We start from the raw sequence: 15,692 nt of genomic DNA on the forward strand, positions 1-15,692 counted from the left end.
GCGGCTACGCTGTTACGGCTGACCGCTTGTCGCTATTCATAAATCATTTGCAATAAATAATGATTCACCCCATGCCGTGCCACGGCGAATTTTCAAGGGGTGTTTCATGTCACAGAGAGTTATCCGGGTTGCAGATATTGCGACCACAAAAAAGAGCAAGGGCATGTTGCCCGTCAGTCCTGCAACAATCTGGCGCTGGGTGCGGGAGGGCAAATTCCCGAAGCCGTTCAAGCTGGGTGAATCGGTCACGGTATGGGATGCGGCAGTCGTTGAAGCCTTCATTGCGCAACGCGCAGGCGGTGCCGCTCAATGACCCACAAAAAACAATCCGCCAGGGGCTTCGAGACCACCACGGCGGACACCAACAAGTTCAGCAAAATCATAGCACTCTGCATCCGTATCAAGGTGGCATTCCTGCGCGGCGCATCAGTGCTGGCGACCTGTTTTCGGGGGCTGGCATGAGTGACCATCTGGACAAGTTCAGAAGCGCCATGGAAGCCGCAGGGCTGACCGCACCGGACGAGATACACGACGATGGCAAGCTGCACCGCTTCAGTACTAACGGCAAGCGCGGCGACGATTCCGGCTGGTACGTGCTGCACAGCGATGGCATACCGGCAGGTTCGTTTGGATGCTGGCGCAGCGGGTTTCAATCGGCCTGGTGCGGCAAGTCTGACCGTGAGTTGAGCAGCACCGAACGGCAGGCCATGCGAGAGCGCAGCAAGGCCATGCAGCGGCAGCGTGACGACGAACAGGCGCGAAGCCATGCCAGCGGCAGGGAAGCGGCGGGGCAACGGCTGGCGGGGTCTGAAGCGGCGACAGCGCATCCTTATCTGACGGCGAAGGGGATACAGGCGCACGGTGCCCGAGTATCGGGCGACACGTTGCTGATTCCAATGCGTGACAGCAGCGGCATACTGCACAGCCTGCAAACCATCTGGGCGAATGGCGACAAACGCTACATGCGGGACGGGCGCGTGAACGGCTGTTACTTCAGCATTGGGAAGCCTGACGGACGACTGATTATTTGTGAGGGCTTCGCCACTGGCGCGAGCATCAACGAATGTACCGGGCTGGCCGTGGCGATTGCCTTCGATGCTGGCAACCTGTTGCCGGTGGCGATGGCGCTGCACGAAAAATATCCGGCGCTGACGATCACTATTGCAGCCGACGACGACTACCGCACCGCAGGCAATCCCGGCATGACTAAAGCAACGGCGGCGGCGCTGGCGGTGGCCGGAATGTTGGCGGTGCCAGTGTTTGCCGACGTGCGACCGGACAAGGCGACCGACTTCAACGACCTGCACCAGATTGAAGGCGCGACAGCAGTAAGACACTGCATTGATGCGGCAAGCGCACCGGACGCGAAACCCGGCGGCGACGGATGGACGACACCAACCCCGCTACCGGACGTGTTACCGCCAGTCCAAGCCTTCGACCCGGATTTATTGCCGGTGGCATTGCGTGCCTGGGTAATGGATATTGCGAACCGCATGCAGTGCCCGCCAGACTTTCCGGCAGTCGGCGCAGTGGTGGCGCTATCCAGCCTGATTGGTGCGCGTGCGGTGATCCAGCCGAAAGAGCGCGACGACTGGCAAGTCGTGCCGAATCTGTGGGGATTGATTATCGGCAGGCCCGGCGTGATGAAAAGCCCGGCATTGAGTGAAGTTCTGAAGCCATTGAACCGCTTGCAGCAAAGCGAGTTCGAGCTATGGCAGGCCGAACATGAGGCATGGGAAATCGAAGCGAAGCTGATCGAGTTGCAGGGTGCGAACAACGAAAAGAAAGCCAAGGGGCTGGCGACCAAAGACCCGGCGGCGGCGCGTGCGCTGTTGCAACCACTGGACGCACCACCGGCAGAACCGACAGCGCGGCGGTTCATCGTCAACGATGCGACCGTCGAAAAGCTGGGCGAACTGCTGGGCGTCAATCCGTGGGGAACCCTATCGTATCGGGACGAAATCTACGGCCTGTTGACCGGCATGGACAAGCAGGGGCAGGAAGGTTCACGCGCCTTTTACCTGCAATCCTATGACGGCAATCAGGGTTACACTTTTGATCGCATCGGGCGCGGCACCGTCCATATCGACCGCGTATGCCTGTCCATGATCGGCGGGATTCAACCGGGCCGGATTCAGGAATACGTACGCGGTGCCGTATCGGGCGGCAGTGCCGACGATGGCCTGTTGCAGCGCTTCGGCCTGACCGTGTGGCCTGACGTAAGCGGCGAATTCCGCCATGTTGACCAATGGCCGGATACCCCAGCCAGGCAAACCGCCGGGGCCGTGTTCGAGCGACTGGCGAAGCTTGAGACCGCCAGCGAGACCGAAGCGCAGGTATGGCGCTTTGATGCGGCGGCGCAGGCATTGTTTGTCGAATGGCGCATACCGTTTGAACAGGAAATCAAAAGCGGCGACCTGCACCCGGCGATGGAGTCGCATCTCGCCAAGTACCGCAAGCTGATTCCTGCGCTGGCGCTGGTGTTCGCGCTGATCGACACACCGGACAATGGCGGCGTGATCGGTGAACGTGAATTGATCCGGGCGCTATCGTGGGGCGACTATCTGCGCAGTCATGCCAACCGGCTGTATTCGGCGGCGCTGATGCCAGAGACCGCCGGGGCCGCATCGCTGCTAAAGAAGGTCATGGCCGGTTCGCTGGGTGCCGACTTCACGCCACGGATGGCCGCGCAAAAGTGCTGGGCCGGATTGACCACGGCGGAAGCGGTGCGCAAGGCGGCTGACGTGCTGGTGGATTACGACTGGTTGCGCAGAGAGACGCAATCATCAGGTGACGCAATGGGACGCGGCAGGCCCAGCGGACATTATCAGGTGAATCCGGCGGTGCTGATGCGAATGGCCGGGGGTGCGGCATGAACTGGCTGGCACGTCTGAAGAAATTGGATGAGACGCCAGACGCGACCCTACAAAAACTACGAAAAGGGCAGGAAGGGGTTTCTGTAGTTTTTGTAGGGCCGGGTTCTGCGTATTCTCAAAATTCGATCGGTGAAGCTGATCCGTCAATCCGCACGGACGCTGACCCCGCCAATGATCCGGCCACACCGATAACCGATCTGTTCACCGCACGCGTTGCCCTGTTCACGGATCGCGGATTGAACCTGGACGATGCAAGCGCACTGGCTGACCGGATGGCGCACCGCGACGACGAACACGACGACCGGCGCATCTGCCTTGAATGCAAACACCTGTCCGGCGATGTGGTTCACCGACGATGCAGCCAATGGCGAAAGCTGTGGATCGGTGACGCTTCGACGCCAGCCGATCTGGTGGACGTATTGCAGCGATGCGCAGGATTCAATCACCGACTGGAGGTAACACCATGACGAAACCCAAGGCAGCAATCAGCAAGAAGGCGGCGACACCGGCGAGCGCCGACAATTCGCAAACCCTGCAAGTAATCAAGGAAGCCGGTAAGAGTCCTGAACAGCAGCTAGCCGCCCTGTCCATCTCGCCTATTGTGGCGAACACGGTCACGGCAAAGGCATTCACGGCACGCAATTTCCCGTCATCGAATTTGATGAGGACGATTGACGCGATGACCGAGAAGGCAGCAAAAGTGAACGCTGGTGATCTGTCCGAACTGGAGGCCACGTTGACGGCGCAGGCGATGACCCTGAATACGATATTCAATGAACTGGCGCAGCGGGCCGCCGGTAACTTGGGCACGCACCTGAGCACCACAGAAGCATATCTACGGCTGGCCTTTAAAGCCCAGGCGCAATGCCGGGCGACCATCGAGACACTGGCGGAGGTGCAATATCCGAAGTCCGCCACGTTCATCAAGCAGGCCAACATCGCGCAGCAGCAGCAGGTCAACAACGGCGGCGACCAGAAACCGCCAGCATCGCGCACGGAAAAAAATATCAATCCATCAAACGAACTATTGGGGGCGAATCATGGCGAACGGCTGGACACCAGAGCGACGGGCAAAGCAGGCGGCAGCAATCCGCACATGGAAACCGTGGGAGCGATCCACCGGGCCAGTGACTGACGCGGGGAAGGCGTCAAGCAGTCAGAACGCTTTTATTCACGGCGGCTACAACGTCGCGGCAAAAGCGGCAGGGAAACAGGTTGCTGAGTTGCTCCGGGAATACAACGACCTGTTGAGTCGCATGAAGTAGGCGACTTGAGCGGAATGACCGCGTTAGGTCGAAATTATCTGAGATAGCCCCCCTGAATGGACCGTACACGCGGAATGATGCGGCTCTTTAGCAGGAAAACGGCGGCTTACCTTTGGGTTGTCTGCGATACAATGCGCAACTTGCTTTTCTGAAATGTGCGAAATGTTCAAAAACTATTTAAATTACATTGAAAACGCTTTTTCTCCGACTCTCATCGCGTGGGCTTCTATTTTTGGTGGGATGATTTTTTTCGTTGTGCTCGAGAGATTCTTTCCTGCACAAAAAAATCAGGATCCAAAAGGAATGCTGACAAATATAAAGCTCAGTTTGATCAGCTTTACCTTTAATTTTTTTGCAGTATTTTTTCTGGGGATGTTAATAACAAAAATTGTGTCAATTTTTGGCGGCCCCTGGATCAAAGCAGATTTGTCCTCAATATTGGCGAATCACCATGGCATATCAAAATTATTGATGGCGGCCGTGTTTATTTTCGTCCCGCTATTCGCCTTTGATTTCTTCTATTATTGGTTTCATCGTAGCCAACACACAATGCCTTGGTTGTGGATACTTCCCAACACCACCACAGGACTATTCTTGTCCCCGTTGGAGAACTAGCCGATCCAATTACCAACATGCAGGTATCTGCCAACACGGTTTTCCAACACCTATTGGAGCGTTCCGCGCACGCGAGGTAACAGCGTCCGACACTCAGATTCAAAGCCGTTGCAAATTGGACACGCATTACTTATTGATGGTATTTTTGTTGGCACATTTCTAATCGCATACCAACAAACCTAACATCCATAAGGCTTACAAGGTGAAATGTGATTCCGGCTCCCGCACCAAGCACCTGAATCACACCGTAGCAAAAAGACTAAAACCCGCATGGCATCTGCCTGGCGGGTTTTTTGTTTTAAGCCATCGATCTGTGCATGCTTGCGCCATCCGATGCGACAAACCAATGACCGTGCGCGCTTAGAATGCGATCTTGAAAATCTGCGCACCCAGCCCGCGCGTGCTTACATAGAGATTGTCCTGCTTGTCCGTGACCATCGACGATACAAACTCCGTGGTGTTCGGAAACGCGAAAGACGTCACGGTTCCGCCACTGCTGACACGATAGAGCTTTCCAGATCCGGCAAGGTAGATGTTCCCCGCTTGGTCGATGGCAATGGCACTGCTTGTGGTAGCCAATCGACTGCCGATTGTCGCGACCGTCCCGTCAGGCGCAATTTTCCGAATCAATCCATTCGAGACAACAAACAGGTTGTTCAGCGCGTCAATTGCGATTTCGGAATCGAAGCTCATCGTGAATGTGGCAGAGGCGCCGGCGCCGTCGATGTCGCCGCTCGCTCCGCTGCCCGCAAATACATTCCAATTGCCGGTGGTGGGAAACTTCACGATCCGATTGTTCACGACATCCGCCAGATACAAATTTCCCTTGCTGTCCACAGCCATGGCGCCGACGCCAATCGATGACGTGGATGAAGAATTTTCCCAATTTGCCAATAGCTGCTGCGGCACCCCGGCAGCGGTTAGCTCGTTGATCGACGCTCCCCAGACTGTCGGACTCGCGGGAGACGAAGCAACGAACGAGTGTGAGCCAAAGATATTTCCAGCTGCGTCAATCGCAATGCCTTCATAAAAGTCGGATCCATTCGCGGACTGCCGCGTCGTGACCACTCCGCCCGGAGTAACTGTTCTCAGCGATCCACGGTCCGAGATGATGATATTGCCGTTGGCATCCACGACCATGTGGCCGCCGCCCCCAAGGATGGCTGCGGTGCCAGTGCCATCGGCAGGACTGAAGCTAGTGGTCGCGGAGCCGGCAAGCAAGGTGATGTTGGCCGGCGCAGTTGAAACACTCCCCGTCGGCGCCTGACCGGTTGTCACAAGATCGGTGGCCGGTCCCGTTGCGTTTGCCGGAACAGTGATGACAGCGCCGGCCTGCGTGCTGACCGTATTGTTCGTTCCGTTGACGGTGACGACGTTTCCATTGGTCGACGTCACGACGGTGCCGGACGGCACCAACACCGATACATTGGCCGTCACGGTGAAGGTTGAGCCAGCTGCCAGGACCATCGGACTTGTGCTTGCAGGATCAGAATTCGCCGCGCCTGGGCTGGAGCCGCCACCGCAGCCTGTCACCAACACAGCGAAGCACAAAGCCAGAAATTTACGTGGGAAGAATTGCATTGCTTTCTCTTTATAAAAGTGACCATCGAATAGCTTAAGAAAATCGCAGACCGCCATCGCCGGCCACCTTGCGCACGGAATCGAACAATGAACTGGTTTGGAATAACCGATCGGCACAGACCGCCATCGCATGATGCGCAAATGCCCTGGCGATGTGAAAAACCCGATACCGAATGCATCCAAGCAATTAACCGGAAGTGTACACAGGAGTTGCCAGAAGAGTAACGTTACAGGCGGAATTATATTCTCGATTTCGCAGCAATCGGGCTTTTTTTCTTTCGCCAGTCCCGCAAATCTTTACTTCACCCGCTGCTTCTCCAGCTTGCGCGCCAGCGTCCGCCGATGCATGCCAAGCCGCCGCGCCGTTTCGGAAATATTGAAGTTGGTCGCTGCCAGGGTTTCGTGGATGCGTTCCCATTCGAGCGTCTTGATCGACGTCGAACGATTGGTCAGCTCGATCTCGCGGCTGCCGGCAATGTGTCCGAAAGCGGCTTCGATATCGTCCGTATTGGACGGCTTGGCGAGGTACTGCACGGCGCCGAGCTTGATTGCTTCGACTGCCGTGTTGATGCTGGCGAAGCCGGTCAGGACAACAATCAGCATCGCCGGATCATGCTTGTTGAGCATCTGGACGCAGGCCAGTCCGGAGGTGCTGCCGTTTAATTTCAGGTCGACCACGGCGTAGCGCGGCGACTGGTGCTGCAGCAGGATGGCGGCCTGATCGAGGCTGGCTGCCAGCACCACGTCGTAGCCGCGCCGTTCGAACGAACGCCCGAGCGTGCGCGCAAATGCGGCATCGTCTTCGATAATCAGCAGCAGTCGATCGGTTGTCATCCACCCGCTCCCGCGTCGAGGGCAATGGCCGCCAGCGGCAGTTTCAGATGCACCACGGCCCCGCCATCCTTGCGATTTTCGGCGGTCACCGAGCCACCCAGCGTGCGCGCCACATTCACACTCAGGAACAGGCCGAGGCCGCGGCCAGGACTCCCCTTGCTCGACTGATAGGGCTTGCCGAAGTGCGTCAACATGGCGGGAGTGAATCCGGCGCCGGCGTCGCTCACCGACAGGCGTAGCATGTCCGCCTCCCGCGTGACTTCCAGACTGACCCAATGCGGCGACGCCTCGGCGGCATTATCGAGCACGTTCCAGATCATCTGCTTGAGGGTCGAATCGAACACCACCGGCACATCCTGCACGATATGGTTCTGATACACGAAGTTGTCGATCGGTCGGCTGGCGCGCCATGCCTCGACCAGCTCGTTGAGAAAGGTATTCAGGGTGGTCTTCACCGACGACTCGCCACGCGCCTCGCCGGCCGACATCAGGATGCCGCTGACGATGGCCTTGCAGCGTTGCAGCTGGACCTGCATTTCCGTGATCTCCTCCTGCAATTCGGGATTGCGGCTGAACTCGGGCATGCGCCGCCAATCGCCCAGGATGACCGCCAGCGTCGCCAGTGGTGTGCCCAGTTCATGCGCTGCGCCGGATGCCAGCAGGCCGATGCGCACGATGTGCTCTTCTTCGGCAGCGCGCTGGCGCAGATGCGCCAGTTGGGCGTCGCCGGCGCGCAGATTGGCATTGATGCGGGTAATGAAAATCACCAGCAACGCGGCGTTGAGGGCAAAGCACACCAGCATGCCCTGCACGTACAGGCTGAAAAACTGACCGACATGTTCCTGCTGCAGTTGCAGCGGTTTCGACAGCAGCGCCAGCCCGGCCAGGCAGGCGCTGGTGATGCCGACGATGGTCCAGGTCGACCAGACGTCCAGCAACACCGCGCCCAGAATGACTTGCAGCAAATACAGGAAAGCGAACGGATTGGTAATGCCGCCACTGAAATACAGCTGGCCGGTAAGGCTGGCGACATCCACCAGCAGGGCCAAAAACAAGGCGTTATTGGTAACCATGCGCTGCTCGCCAAGACGCAGCTGGCTGGCGATATTGAAGGCGATCAGGCACACCAGCACCTTGATCATGCTGTCGAGCGGCAGCACGATGCCAAAGCCGAGGGTGACTCCCGCAATCGTGCTGATCTGGCCGACCACCGCGATCCAGCGTAACTGGATCAGGTGCAGCATGTTCCGATAGCCTGCCGCATCGCGGGCGGACGTGGTTGCCACTGACGGGACCGGATGGGCGCTGGAAGCCAGCAGTTCAGGGTTGGGAAACATCATTGCTCTCGTGATCTTGACGGGCCGTGCGCGGCCGGCGGCGGTCGCGGCGCATGGCAATCAGCCAGCCGCCTGCCACCATCGATGCCAGAGCATACCAAGTCAATGCATACACGAGATGATTATTGGAAAAAGCGATGACGGTCAACCCGGCGATCGGCTGTACCCCGTTGTCCCCGGCGGACCGGCGTGGCTGTGAGGCGCGATCCAGATCGATGAAAAACGGCGCCACCGGACCAAGGCCGCGCGCCGCCGCAATTGCGGCCACGTCGCGCGAATACCAGCGTTCATGGCCGGGATCGTTGCTGCGCAAGAAAGCGCCGCCGGGTTCGGAGATGCGCAACAGGCCGGTCACGGTGGTGAGCTCGGTTGCATCCGCTATCGCGCCGACTGGCCGCTGCGACACAAAGCCGCGATTGATCAGCACCACGCTGCCATCGGTGCGGCCCAGCGGTGTCAGCAGCCAGAAGCCACTGCCGAATTCCGTCACGGCCTGGACTGCGGTCGAGCGGGTGTACAGGAAGGCACCGGTAACACGCACACGCCGGTACTCGTCGGATTGCCGTGTGACCTGCGCCCAATTGGCCGGCCCGGGCGCATCGATGGCGAGCGCATTGACCCGCTGTCCGACCCGCGCCATCAAATCCTGTTTCCACGCCAGCCGCTCTAGCTGCCAGGTCCCGAGTGCGGCAAACCCCACTACCAGCAGCAAGACAATCGCAGTCAGCAGACGCCGGTCACGCATGGCGCCGCGCGGCGCGCGTGTCATGGCATCTTGTGCGCGCCATGCAGCGCGTGCATGGCCGGGTCCATCGGCGCCGGCATCGCATCAAGGGCATGCGGTATCTCGCCAATCGCCTCGGGCATCATGCCGGGCATCATGTTGTGATCGAGGTGGTACATCACCCAGATCGAGCCGCTGAGCATGATCACCACCAGCATGACGGTGAAGATCAGCGCCAGCATCGACCAGCCGCTTTCGGACTTGGTATTCATGTGCAGGAAATAAATCATGTGCACGACAATCTGCACGGCGGCAAACCCCAGCACCACCAGGCCGGTGGTGCTCGACTTCTCGAACACCTTGCCAAGCACCAGCCAGAACGGAATCGCGGTCAGGATGATCGACAGCACAAAGCCGGTGAAGTAGGATTTCAGGCTGCCATGCGCGGCATGATCGTGATGGCCATGGTCGGCGTCGTGCGCCGCGTTGCTGTGCTGCTCGCTCATGGCAAGGATCCCATCAGGTAGACAAACGTGAACACACCGATCCAGACGACGTCCAGAAAGTGCCAGAACATCGACAGGCAGGTCAGACGCCGGACGTTCTCGACACTCAGCCCATGACGACCCAGCTGGAACATCAACGTCATCAGCCAGATGATGCCGAAGGTCACGTGCAGGCCGTGCGTGGCGACCAACGCAAAGAACGAGGTCAGGAAACCGCTGCGCTGGGGTCCGGCGCCTTCGTGCACCAGGTGCACGAACTCATACAGCTCGAGCCCGATGAAGCAGGCGCCCAGCACGCCGGTCAGCGCCAGCCAGGCCAGCGTGCTGCGCAGCTGCTTGTTCTGCATCGTCAGCATCGCAAAGCCGTAGGTGATCGATGAAAACAGCAGCAAGCCGGTGTTGGCAGCAACCAGCGGCAGATTGAACAGCTCGGCGCCAGTCGGGCCGCCGGCGTAATTGCGTCCGAGGACGGCGTAGGTGGCAAACAGACAGGCGAACACCAGGCAGTCGCTCATCAGATACAGCCAGAACCCCAGCAGGGTGCCGTTCTCGGGATGATGTGAGCGCACATAAAAGCGCTCGCTCGGGGTGGCGTGCAAGGCAGTGCCGTCAGTGACGATGGAATTAGACATGTTGCTCCAGCAAACGGGTACGGATGCCCTCGGTGCGAACGACGTCGCCCGCAGGAATGAAGTAATCGCGATGGTAATTGAACGTGTGGGCGATGATTGCCGTCAGCATCGCAGCAAACCCGAACCCGGCCACCAGCCACATCTGCCAGATCAGCGCAAAGCCGCACACCGCACTGAGCGCCGCAATGACGAATCCTGCGCTGGTGTTCTTTGGCATGTGGATTGCCGTGAAGCCTGCCAGCGGCCGGACATAACCATGCTTCTTCATGTCGGTCCACGCATCGAGATCATGCACGCGCGGGGTGAAGGCAAAGTTGTAATCCGGTGGCGGCGACGAGGTCGACCATTCGAGTGTGCGGCCATCCCATGGATCGCCGGTGGCATCACGCAGCGACGCGCGGCGCACATAGCTGACCACGAATTGCACCAGCATTGCGCCAATGCCCAGCGCAATCAGCACCGCGCCGAAGGCCGCGATCTGGAACCAGATCTGCAGCGACGGGTCGTCGAAATGACTCATGCGTCGGGTCACGCCCATCAGGCCGAGGACATACAGCGGCATGAACGCCAGGTAGAAACCGACTACCCAGAACCAGAACGACACCTTGCCCCAGAACACATCGAGCTTGTAGCCGAACGCCTTCGGGAACCAGTAATTGATACCGGCGAACATGCCGAACAGCACACCACCGATGATCACGTTGTGAAAGTGGGCGATCAGGAACAGGCTGTTATGCAGCACAAAGTCCGCCGATGGCACGGCCAGCAGCACGCCTGTCATGCCGCCGATGACGAAGGTAATCATGAAGGCCATCGCCCACATCATCGGCAGCTCGAAACGAATGCGACCGCGGTACATGGTGAACAGCCAGTTGAAGATCTTCGCGCCGGTGGGAATCGAAATGATCATCGTTGTGATGCCGAAGAACGAATTGACGCTGGCGCCGGACCCCATGGTGAAGAAATGATGCAGCCAGACCAGATACGACAGGATCGTGATGACGATGGTGGCATAGACCATCGAGGCGTAGCCGAACAGGCGTTTGCTGCAGAAGGTCGACACCACTTCGGAGAAGATGCCGAAGGCCGGCAGAACCAGAATGTAGACCTCGGGATGGCCCCAGATCCAGATCAGGTTCACATACATCATGGCGTTGCCGCCCATGTCGTTGGTGAAGAAATTGGTGCCGACCATGCGGTCCAGCGACAACATCCCGAGCACTGCCGTGAGCACCGGAAAGGCAGCCACGATCAGCACGTTGGTGCACAGCGCGGTCCAGGTGAAGATCGGCATGCGCATCATGGTCATGCCCGGCGCCCGCATCTTGACGATGGTGGCGATCAGGTTGATCCCCGACAGCAGCGTACCGACCCCGGCAATCTGCAGCGACCAGATGTAATAGTCGACCCCCACTGTGGGACTGCCGAGGATGCCCGACAGCGGCGGATACGCCAGCCAACCGGTGGTGGCGAACTCGCCGACGAACAACGACGCCATCGTCAGGCCGCCGCCGAAGGCCGTCATCCAGAAACTGAAATTGTTCAGGAACGGGAACGCCACGTCGCGCGCGCCGATCTGCAACGGCACCACGTAGTTCATCAGGCCGGTGACCAGCGGCATGGCCACAAAGAAAATCATGATCACGCCATGTGCCGTGAAGATCTGGTCGTAGTGATGCGGTGGGAGGAATCCGGCCGAGTCGCCAAAGGCCATCGCTTGCTGCGCGCGCATCATCAAGGCATCGGCAAAGCCGCGCAGCAGCATGATCAGGCCAAGCACGATGTACATGATGCCGATGCGCTTGTGGTCGATGCTGGTGAACCAGTCGCGCCACAAGGGGCCCCACAAGCGGAAGTACGTCAGGGCGCCAAGTACCGCGGCGCCGCCGATGCCGACCATCAGAAAGGTGACCAGCAAAATAGGTTCGTGCAACGGAATGGCGGCCCAGGTCAGGCGGCCGAAAATCAGCTTGGTCAATTCAATATCGTTAAACATGGTGCGTCTCGCAGGAAAACTGGAACGTGTTGCTGGCAATATAGCCCGTACCCGGCACGTGATTCGACGATGCCTTACTCATGGTGATGCATCCCTGCGTGTTCGCCGGTCATCATGGACTTCATGCAAACGGCGCCGGCGCCCACACAGCGATTCAGGATGGCGTCATACAGATCCGGCGCCACGCTGCCGTAGCGACTGACCGGTGCGCGTACGCTCGGCTGCTCCAGCACCAGATAGTCGGCACGCTGCAAGGTGCCGCCGCCGGTTTTGGTCGCCTTCACCCAATCGGCGAAGGCGGTCGGGCTGACACCGTGGAACTTGAAGCGCATGTCAGAAAATCCGGCCCCGCTGTAATTGGCGGAAAACCCGTCGTACACGCCGGCCTGGTTGATGACCGCATGGAGTTTTGTTTCCATCCCGGGCATGGCGTAGATCTGGCCGGCCAGCGCAGGAATGTAAAACGAGTTCATGACGGTCGAGGCCGTGATCTTGAAGCGCACCGGCACATCGACCGGGACCACCAGCTCGTTGACGGTGGCGATGCCCTGTTCCGGATAGATGAACAACCATTTCCAGTCAAGCGCAACGACTTCGACGACGAGCGTTTTTGTACCGGCGGGAATGGCGCGCTCGGCATCGAGGCGCTGCAGCGGACGGTAGGGGTCGAGCGTGTGGGTGCTGATCCAGGTGACCAGGCCCAGTGCAATGATGATCAGTAGCGGCGCGCCCCAGATCAGGAGTTCGAGCTGGGTCGAATGATTCCACTCGGGATCATAGGTCGCGGCGGTATTGTTTTTACGATAACGCCAGGCGAAAAAGATCGTGCAGGCGATCACCGGGATGATGATGATCAGCATCAGGACCGTGGCGACGACGATCAACCGGCCCTGCTGCGCAGCGACGAATCCAGACGGATTCATCACGACCGTATTGCAGCCGCCCAGCAACATCACAGTCAGCAGCAACATTCCACGGCGTAATAGAGAGGAAGACATGCCTGGGTTTCCCGTACAAGATTCAAGAACTTACAACTGTACTTGGCCTGTTGCCAGTTAGCGATTGGACGTTTTGTCCAAGCCCCGCGCGGCAAAAAGTGGATAAACTCTGCGAACTGTCTGACGAGACCAATTTGAGAAACGATGACCATGACCAGCTCGCGCACTGATGGCGGCATACCGCCAGCCGATATTACCGCACACCGCGACACCTCCGCTGCGGACCATTCAAGCGCCGGTCATGGACGCATCGCCCCGGGTGAAATCGCCATCGGCGTCATCATCGGCCGGGCCTCGGAATACTTCGATTTCTTTGTCTATGCGATCGCCTCGGTGCTGGTGTTCCCGTCGGTGTTCTTCCCGTTCGAGCAGCGCCTCGAAGGCACGCTGTACGCCTTCCTGATTTTTTCTTTCGCATTCGTCGCCCGGCCGTTCGGCACGGTCGCCTTCATGGCGATCCAGCGCCGGCTCGGGCGCGAGGCAAAGCTCACCATTGCACTGTTTGCGCTGGGCGTGTCGACCGCCGGGATTGCGTTTCTGCCGACCTATGCGCATCTCGGATTCGCCTCGATCGTCCTGTTGTCGCTGTTGCGCATCGGCCAGGGCATCGCGCTGGGCGGCTCCTGGGATGGCTTGCCGTCGCTGCTGGCGCTGAATGCACCGCCACACCGGCGCGGCTGGTATGCGATGCTCGGGCAACTGGGCGCGCCGCTGGGCTTCGTGATCGCCGCCGGACTGTTTTCTTTCCTGCTGACCAACCTGTCGATGGATGACTTCCTCGACTGGGGCTGGCGCTATCCGTTCTACTGCGCGTTCGCGATCAATGTCGTGGCGCTGTTCGCCCGTCTGCGTCTGGTCGCCACCGAAGAGTATTCCCGCCTGCTCGACGAGCGTGAGCTCGAGCCGACCGGCGTCATCGACATGAGTCGCTCGCAATGGCGCAACCTGATTACCGGCGCGCTGGCCGCGCTGGCCAGCTATGCGCTGTTTCACATCGTCACCGTCTTTCCGCTGTCATGGATCAGCCTGTACTCGAGCCGCTCGGTCAGCGCCTTCCTGGTCGTACAAATGATTGGTGCGACGCTGGCGGCCATCGGCGTGGTTGCCTCGGGCCTGATTGCGGACCGGGTTGGCCGTCGCACCACGCTGGCGGCACTGGCCGGCCTGATCGCCGTCTTCAGCGGCTTCGTGCCGACGCTGATGGATGGCGGCGAGCTGGGACAGAATGTGTTCATCCTGATCGGCTTCGTCCTGCTCGGGCTGTCTTACGGCCAGGCGTCCGGGGCGGTCACGTCCAACTTCCCGGCCAAATACCGCTATACCGGCGCGGCGCTCACATCGGATCTTGCCTGGCTGGTCGGCGCGGGATTTGCGCCACTGGTTGCGCTCGGCTTGTCGGCCCATTTCGGGCTGGCCTACGTCAGCGTCTACTTGCTGTCCGGCGCGGCCTGCTCGCTGGCGGCGTTGAGTCTGAACCGGGCGCTCGACATACGGAATTGATTGCCTGATCAGGGCCGGCGGTACAACCGCACCCACGGCGGGGCCGCCCGGCCCCGTGCAAGACCCGCCCCGCCGGCATCATGTTTGACTGCACATCGGCGCGACGGAGTGACTTCGCGACAATCCCGATCCGCCAGGGCTGACCATTCCGCGTCAACCACGGAACCACTTCCTTCCAGAAGGCACCTATCCGATAGCAACACAAAGCTTGGCCGATTACCTGGCCGAATTTCTGTTCACTAATGGAGAAGGAAATGAGCAACAACGGCTTGAATCCGGGTTATCCGCGCACCCTTCCTGGCGAACGCGCATGCAGGGAAGACAAGAAGATGTACAAGCAAATGCGCAAACAGAAGGAAGAGGCGTACCACCAATTGACCCTCGCTCACAAACGCACCTACTTCAGCAATCCAAAGGCCACCATGGAGGGGTATCGCAAGGTCAGGGAACAGGATGAAGCCAATTACCAAGCGGAGCTCCATCGCGATCAGGAAAATTTCAAGGCGTTATGGAAATTCGACCTGAAGGAGCTGAAGAACGAAGCCCAACACCGGAATACCGGAAAGCACGATTACAGCATCTGACAAAGACGGTTTCGCCATCAAGTCTGCCACTCTCGCAGGTCCAAGGCGCGGGCCTGCGCCGGGGAGCGCGGCGGCGAATGGCGCCGTCTTTCCGGGTGCGCGGGAATGGTGAAGTTGCTTGCCCACACAGTGGATGTGCTGAAGCCCCAGGGGGTGTCAGGTATTTTGTGTAAACGGGTTTTCGTTTAAGCCTGCGGCACCCGGTCTTCAAACTGGATGGCGAAGCGATTTAATGCCGCTTTCC

General features: G+C 59.2%; 16 protein-coding genes. 8 read left to right on the forward strand and 8 right to left on the reverse strand.

Going from position 1 to position 15,692, the window contains the following annotated elements:
- Positions 1-106: 106 nt before the first annotated feature.
- The 6 genes from RCH09_RS14385 (at position 107) to RCH09_RS14410 (ending at position 4,756) form a co-directional block, all read left to right on the forward strand.
- Positions 107-313, forward strand: coding sequence for a helix-turn-helix transcriptional regulator (locus tag RCH09_RS14385; RefSeq protein WP_326941808.1), 207 nt, complete (start codon positions 107-109; stop codon positions 311-313).
- A complete protein-coding gene (locus RCH09_RS14390; RefSeq protein WP_326941809.1) occupies positions 310-462 on the forward strand; it encodes a hypothetical protein in 153 nt (50 codons plus the stop codon). Before RCH09_RS14385 ends, RCH09_RS14390 begins: the two co-directional genes overlap by 4 nt.
- Positions 459-2,876 carry a DUF3987 domain-containing protein gene (locus RCH09_RS14395; RefSeq protein ID WP_326941810.1) on the forward strand — a complete coding sequence of 806 codons (2,418 nt, stop codon included), beginning with the start codon at positions 459-461 and terminating at the stop codon, positions 2,874-2,876. The genes RCH09_RS14390 and RCH09_RS14395 overlap by 4 nt, the downstream gene beginning before the upstream one ends.
- Complete coding sequence (locus RCH09_RS14400; protein WP_326941811.1) at positions 2,873-3,343, forward strand: hypothetical protein; 471 nt, start codon at positions 2,873-2,875, stop codon at positions 3,341-3,343. The genes RCH09_RS14395 and RCH09_RS14400 overlap by 4 nt, the downstream gene beginning before the upstream one ends.
- Positions 3,340-4,011 carry a hypothetical protein gene (locus RCH09_RS14405; protein WP_326941812.1) on the forward strand — a complete coding sequence of 224 codons (672 nt, stop codon included), beginning with the start codon at positions 3,340-3,342 and terminating at the stop codon, positions 4,009-4,011. Before RCH09_RS14400 ends, RCH09_RS14405 begins: the two co-directional genes overlap by 4 nt.
- Before the next feature lie 292 nt (positions 4,012-4,303).
- A complete protein-coding gene (locus RCH09_RS14410) occupies positions 4,304-4,756 on the forward strand; it encodes a sterol desaturase family protein (RefSeq protein ID WP_326941813.1) in 453 nt (150 codons plus the stop codon).
- Between the two features lie 360 nt (positions 4,757-5,116).
- Here the strand turns inward: RCH09_RS14410 and RCH09_RS14415 are convergent, their stop codons facing one another.
- From RCH09_RS14415 to cyoA, 8 genes are all read right to left on the reverse strand, one after another.
- Positions 5,117-6,337 carry an SBBP repeat-containing protein gene (locus tag RCH09_RS14415; protein WP_326941814.1) on the reverse strand — a complete coding sequence of 407 codons (1,221 nt, stop codon included), beginning with the start codon at positions 6,335-6,337 and terminating at the stop codon, positions 5,117-5,119.
- A gap of 297 nt (positions 6,338-6,634) precedes the next feature.
- Positions 6,635-7,171 (reverse strand): response regulator transcription factor, encoded by a 537-nt coding sequence (locus RCH09_RS14420; RefSeq protein WP_326941815.1) that lies wholly within the window; start codon positions 7,169-7,171, stop codon positions 6,635-6,637.
- Positions 7,168-8,508 (reverse strand): ATP-binding protein, encoded by a 1,341-nt coding sequence (locus tag RCH09_RS14425; RefSeq protein WP_326941816.1) that lies wholly within the window; start codon positions 8,506-8,508, stop codon positions 7,168-7,170. The genes RCH09_RS14420 and RCH09_RS14425 overlap by 4 nt, the downstream gene beginning before the upstream one ends.
- The gene (locus RCH09_RS14430; protein WP_326941817.1) at positions 8,492-9,277 is read right to left on the reverse strand and encodes an SURF1 family protein; all 786 of its coding nucleotides are present in this window, start codon (positions 9,275-9,277) and stop codon (positions 8,492-8,494) included. The genes RCH09_RS14425 and RCH09_RS14430 overlap by 17 nt, the downstream gene beginning before the upstream one ends.
- Entirely contained in the window at positions 9,274-9,738 is a 465-nt protein-coding gene (cyoD, locus tag RCH09_RS14435; protein ID WP_326941818.1) for a cytochrome o ubiquinol oxidase subunit IV, read from the reverse strand. The genes RCH09_RS14430 and cyoD overlap by 4 nt, the downstream gene beginning before the upstream one ends.
- Positions 9,735-10,370 (reverse strand): cytochrome o ubiquinol oxidase subunit III, encoded by a 636-nt coding sequence (gene cyoC, locus RCH09_RS14440; protein ID WP_326941819.1) that lies wholly within the window; start codon positions 10,368-10,370, stop codon positions 9,735-9,737. Before cyoC ends, cyoD begins: the two co-directional genes overlap by 4 nt.
- Positions 10,363-12,366 (reverse strand): cytochrome o ubiquinol oxidase subunit I, encoded by a 2,004-nt coding sequence (cyoB, locus tag RCH09_RS14445; RefSeq protein WP_326941820.1) that lies wholly within the window; start codon positions 12,364-12,366, stop codon positions 10,363-10,365. Before cyoB ends, cyoC begins: the two co-directional genes overlap by 8 nt.
- A 74-nt stretch (positions 12,367-12,440) precedes the next feature.
- The gene (cyoA, locus tag RCH09_RS14450) at positions 12,441-13,364 is read right to left on the reverse strand and encodes a ubiquinol oxidase subunit II (protein ID WP_326941821.1); all 924 of its coding nucleotides are present in this window, start codon (positions 13,362-13,364) and stop codon (positions 12,441-12,443) included.
- Positions 13,365-13,508: 144 nt separating this feature from the next.
- Between cyoA and RCH09_RS14455 the strand changes: the two genes are divergently transcribed.
- Together RCH09_RS14455 and RCH09_RS14460 are read left to right on the forward strand one after the other, a co-directional pair.
- Entirely contained in the window at positions 13,509-14,864 is a 1,356-nt protein-coding gene (locus RCH09_RS14455) for an MFS transporter (protein WP_442785040.1), read from the forward strand.
- A 254-nt stretch (positions 14,865-15,118) separates the two neighbouring features.
- A complete protein-coding gene (locus RCH09_RS14460) occupies positions 15,119-15,448 on the forward strand; it encodes a hypothetical protein (protein WP_326941822.1) in 330 nt (109 codons plus the stop codon).
- The last annotated feature ends 244 nt before the right edge of the window (positions 15,449-15,692 follow it).

The sequence above is a fragment of the Actimicrobium sp. GrIS 1.19 genome, from assembly GCF_035984655.1.
Classification (GTDB): domain Bacteria; phylum Pseudomonadota; class Gammaproteobacteria; order Burkholderiales; family Burkholderiaceae_D; genus Actimicrobium.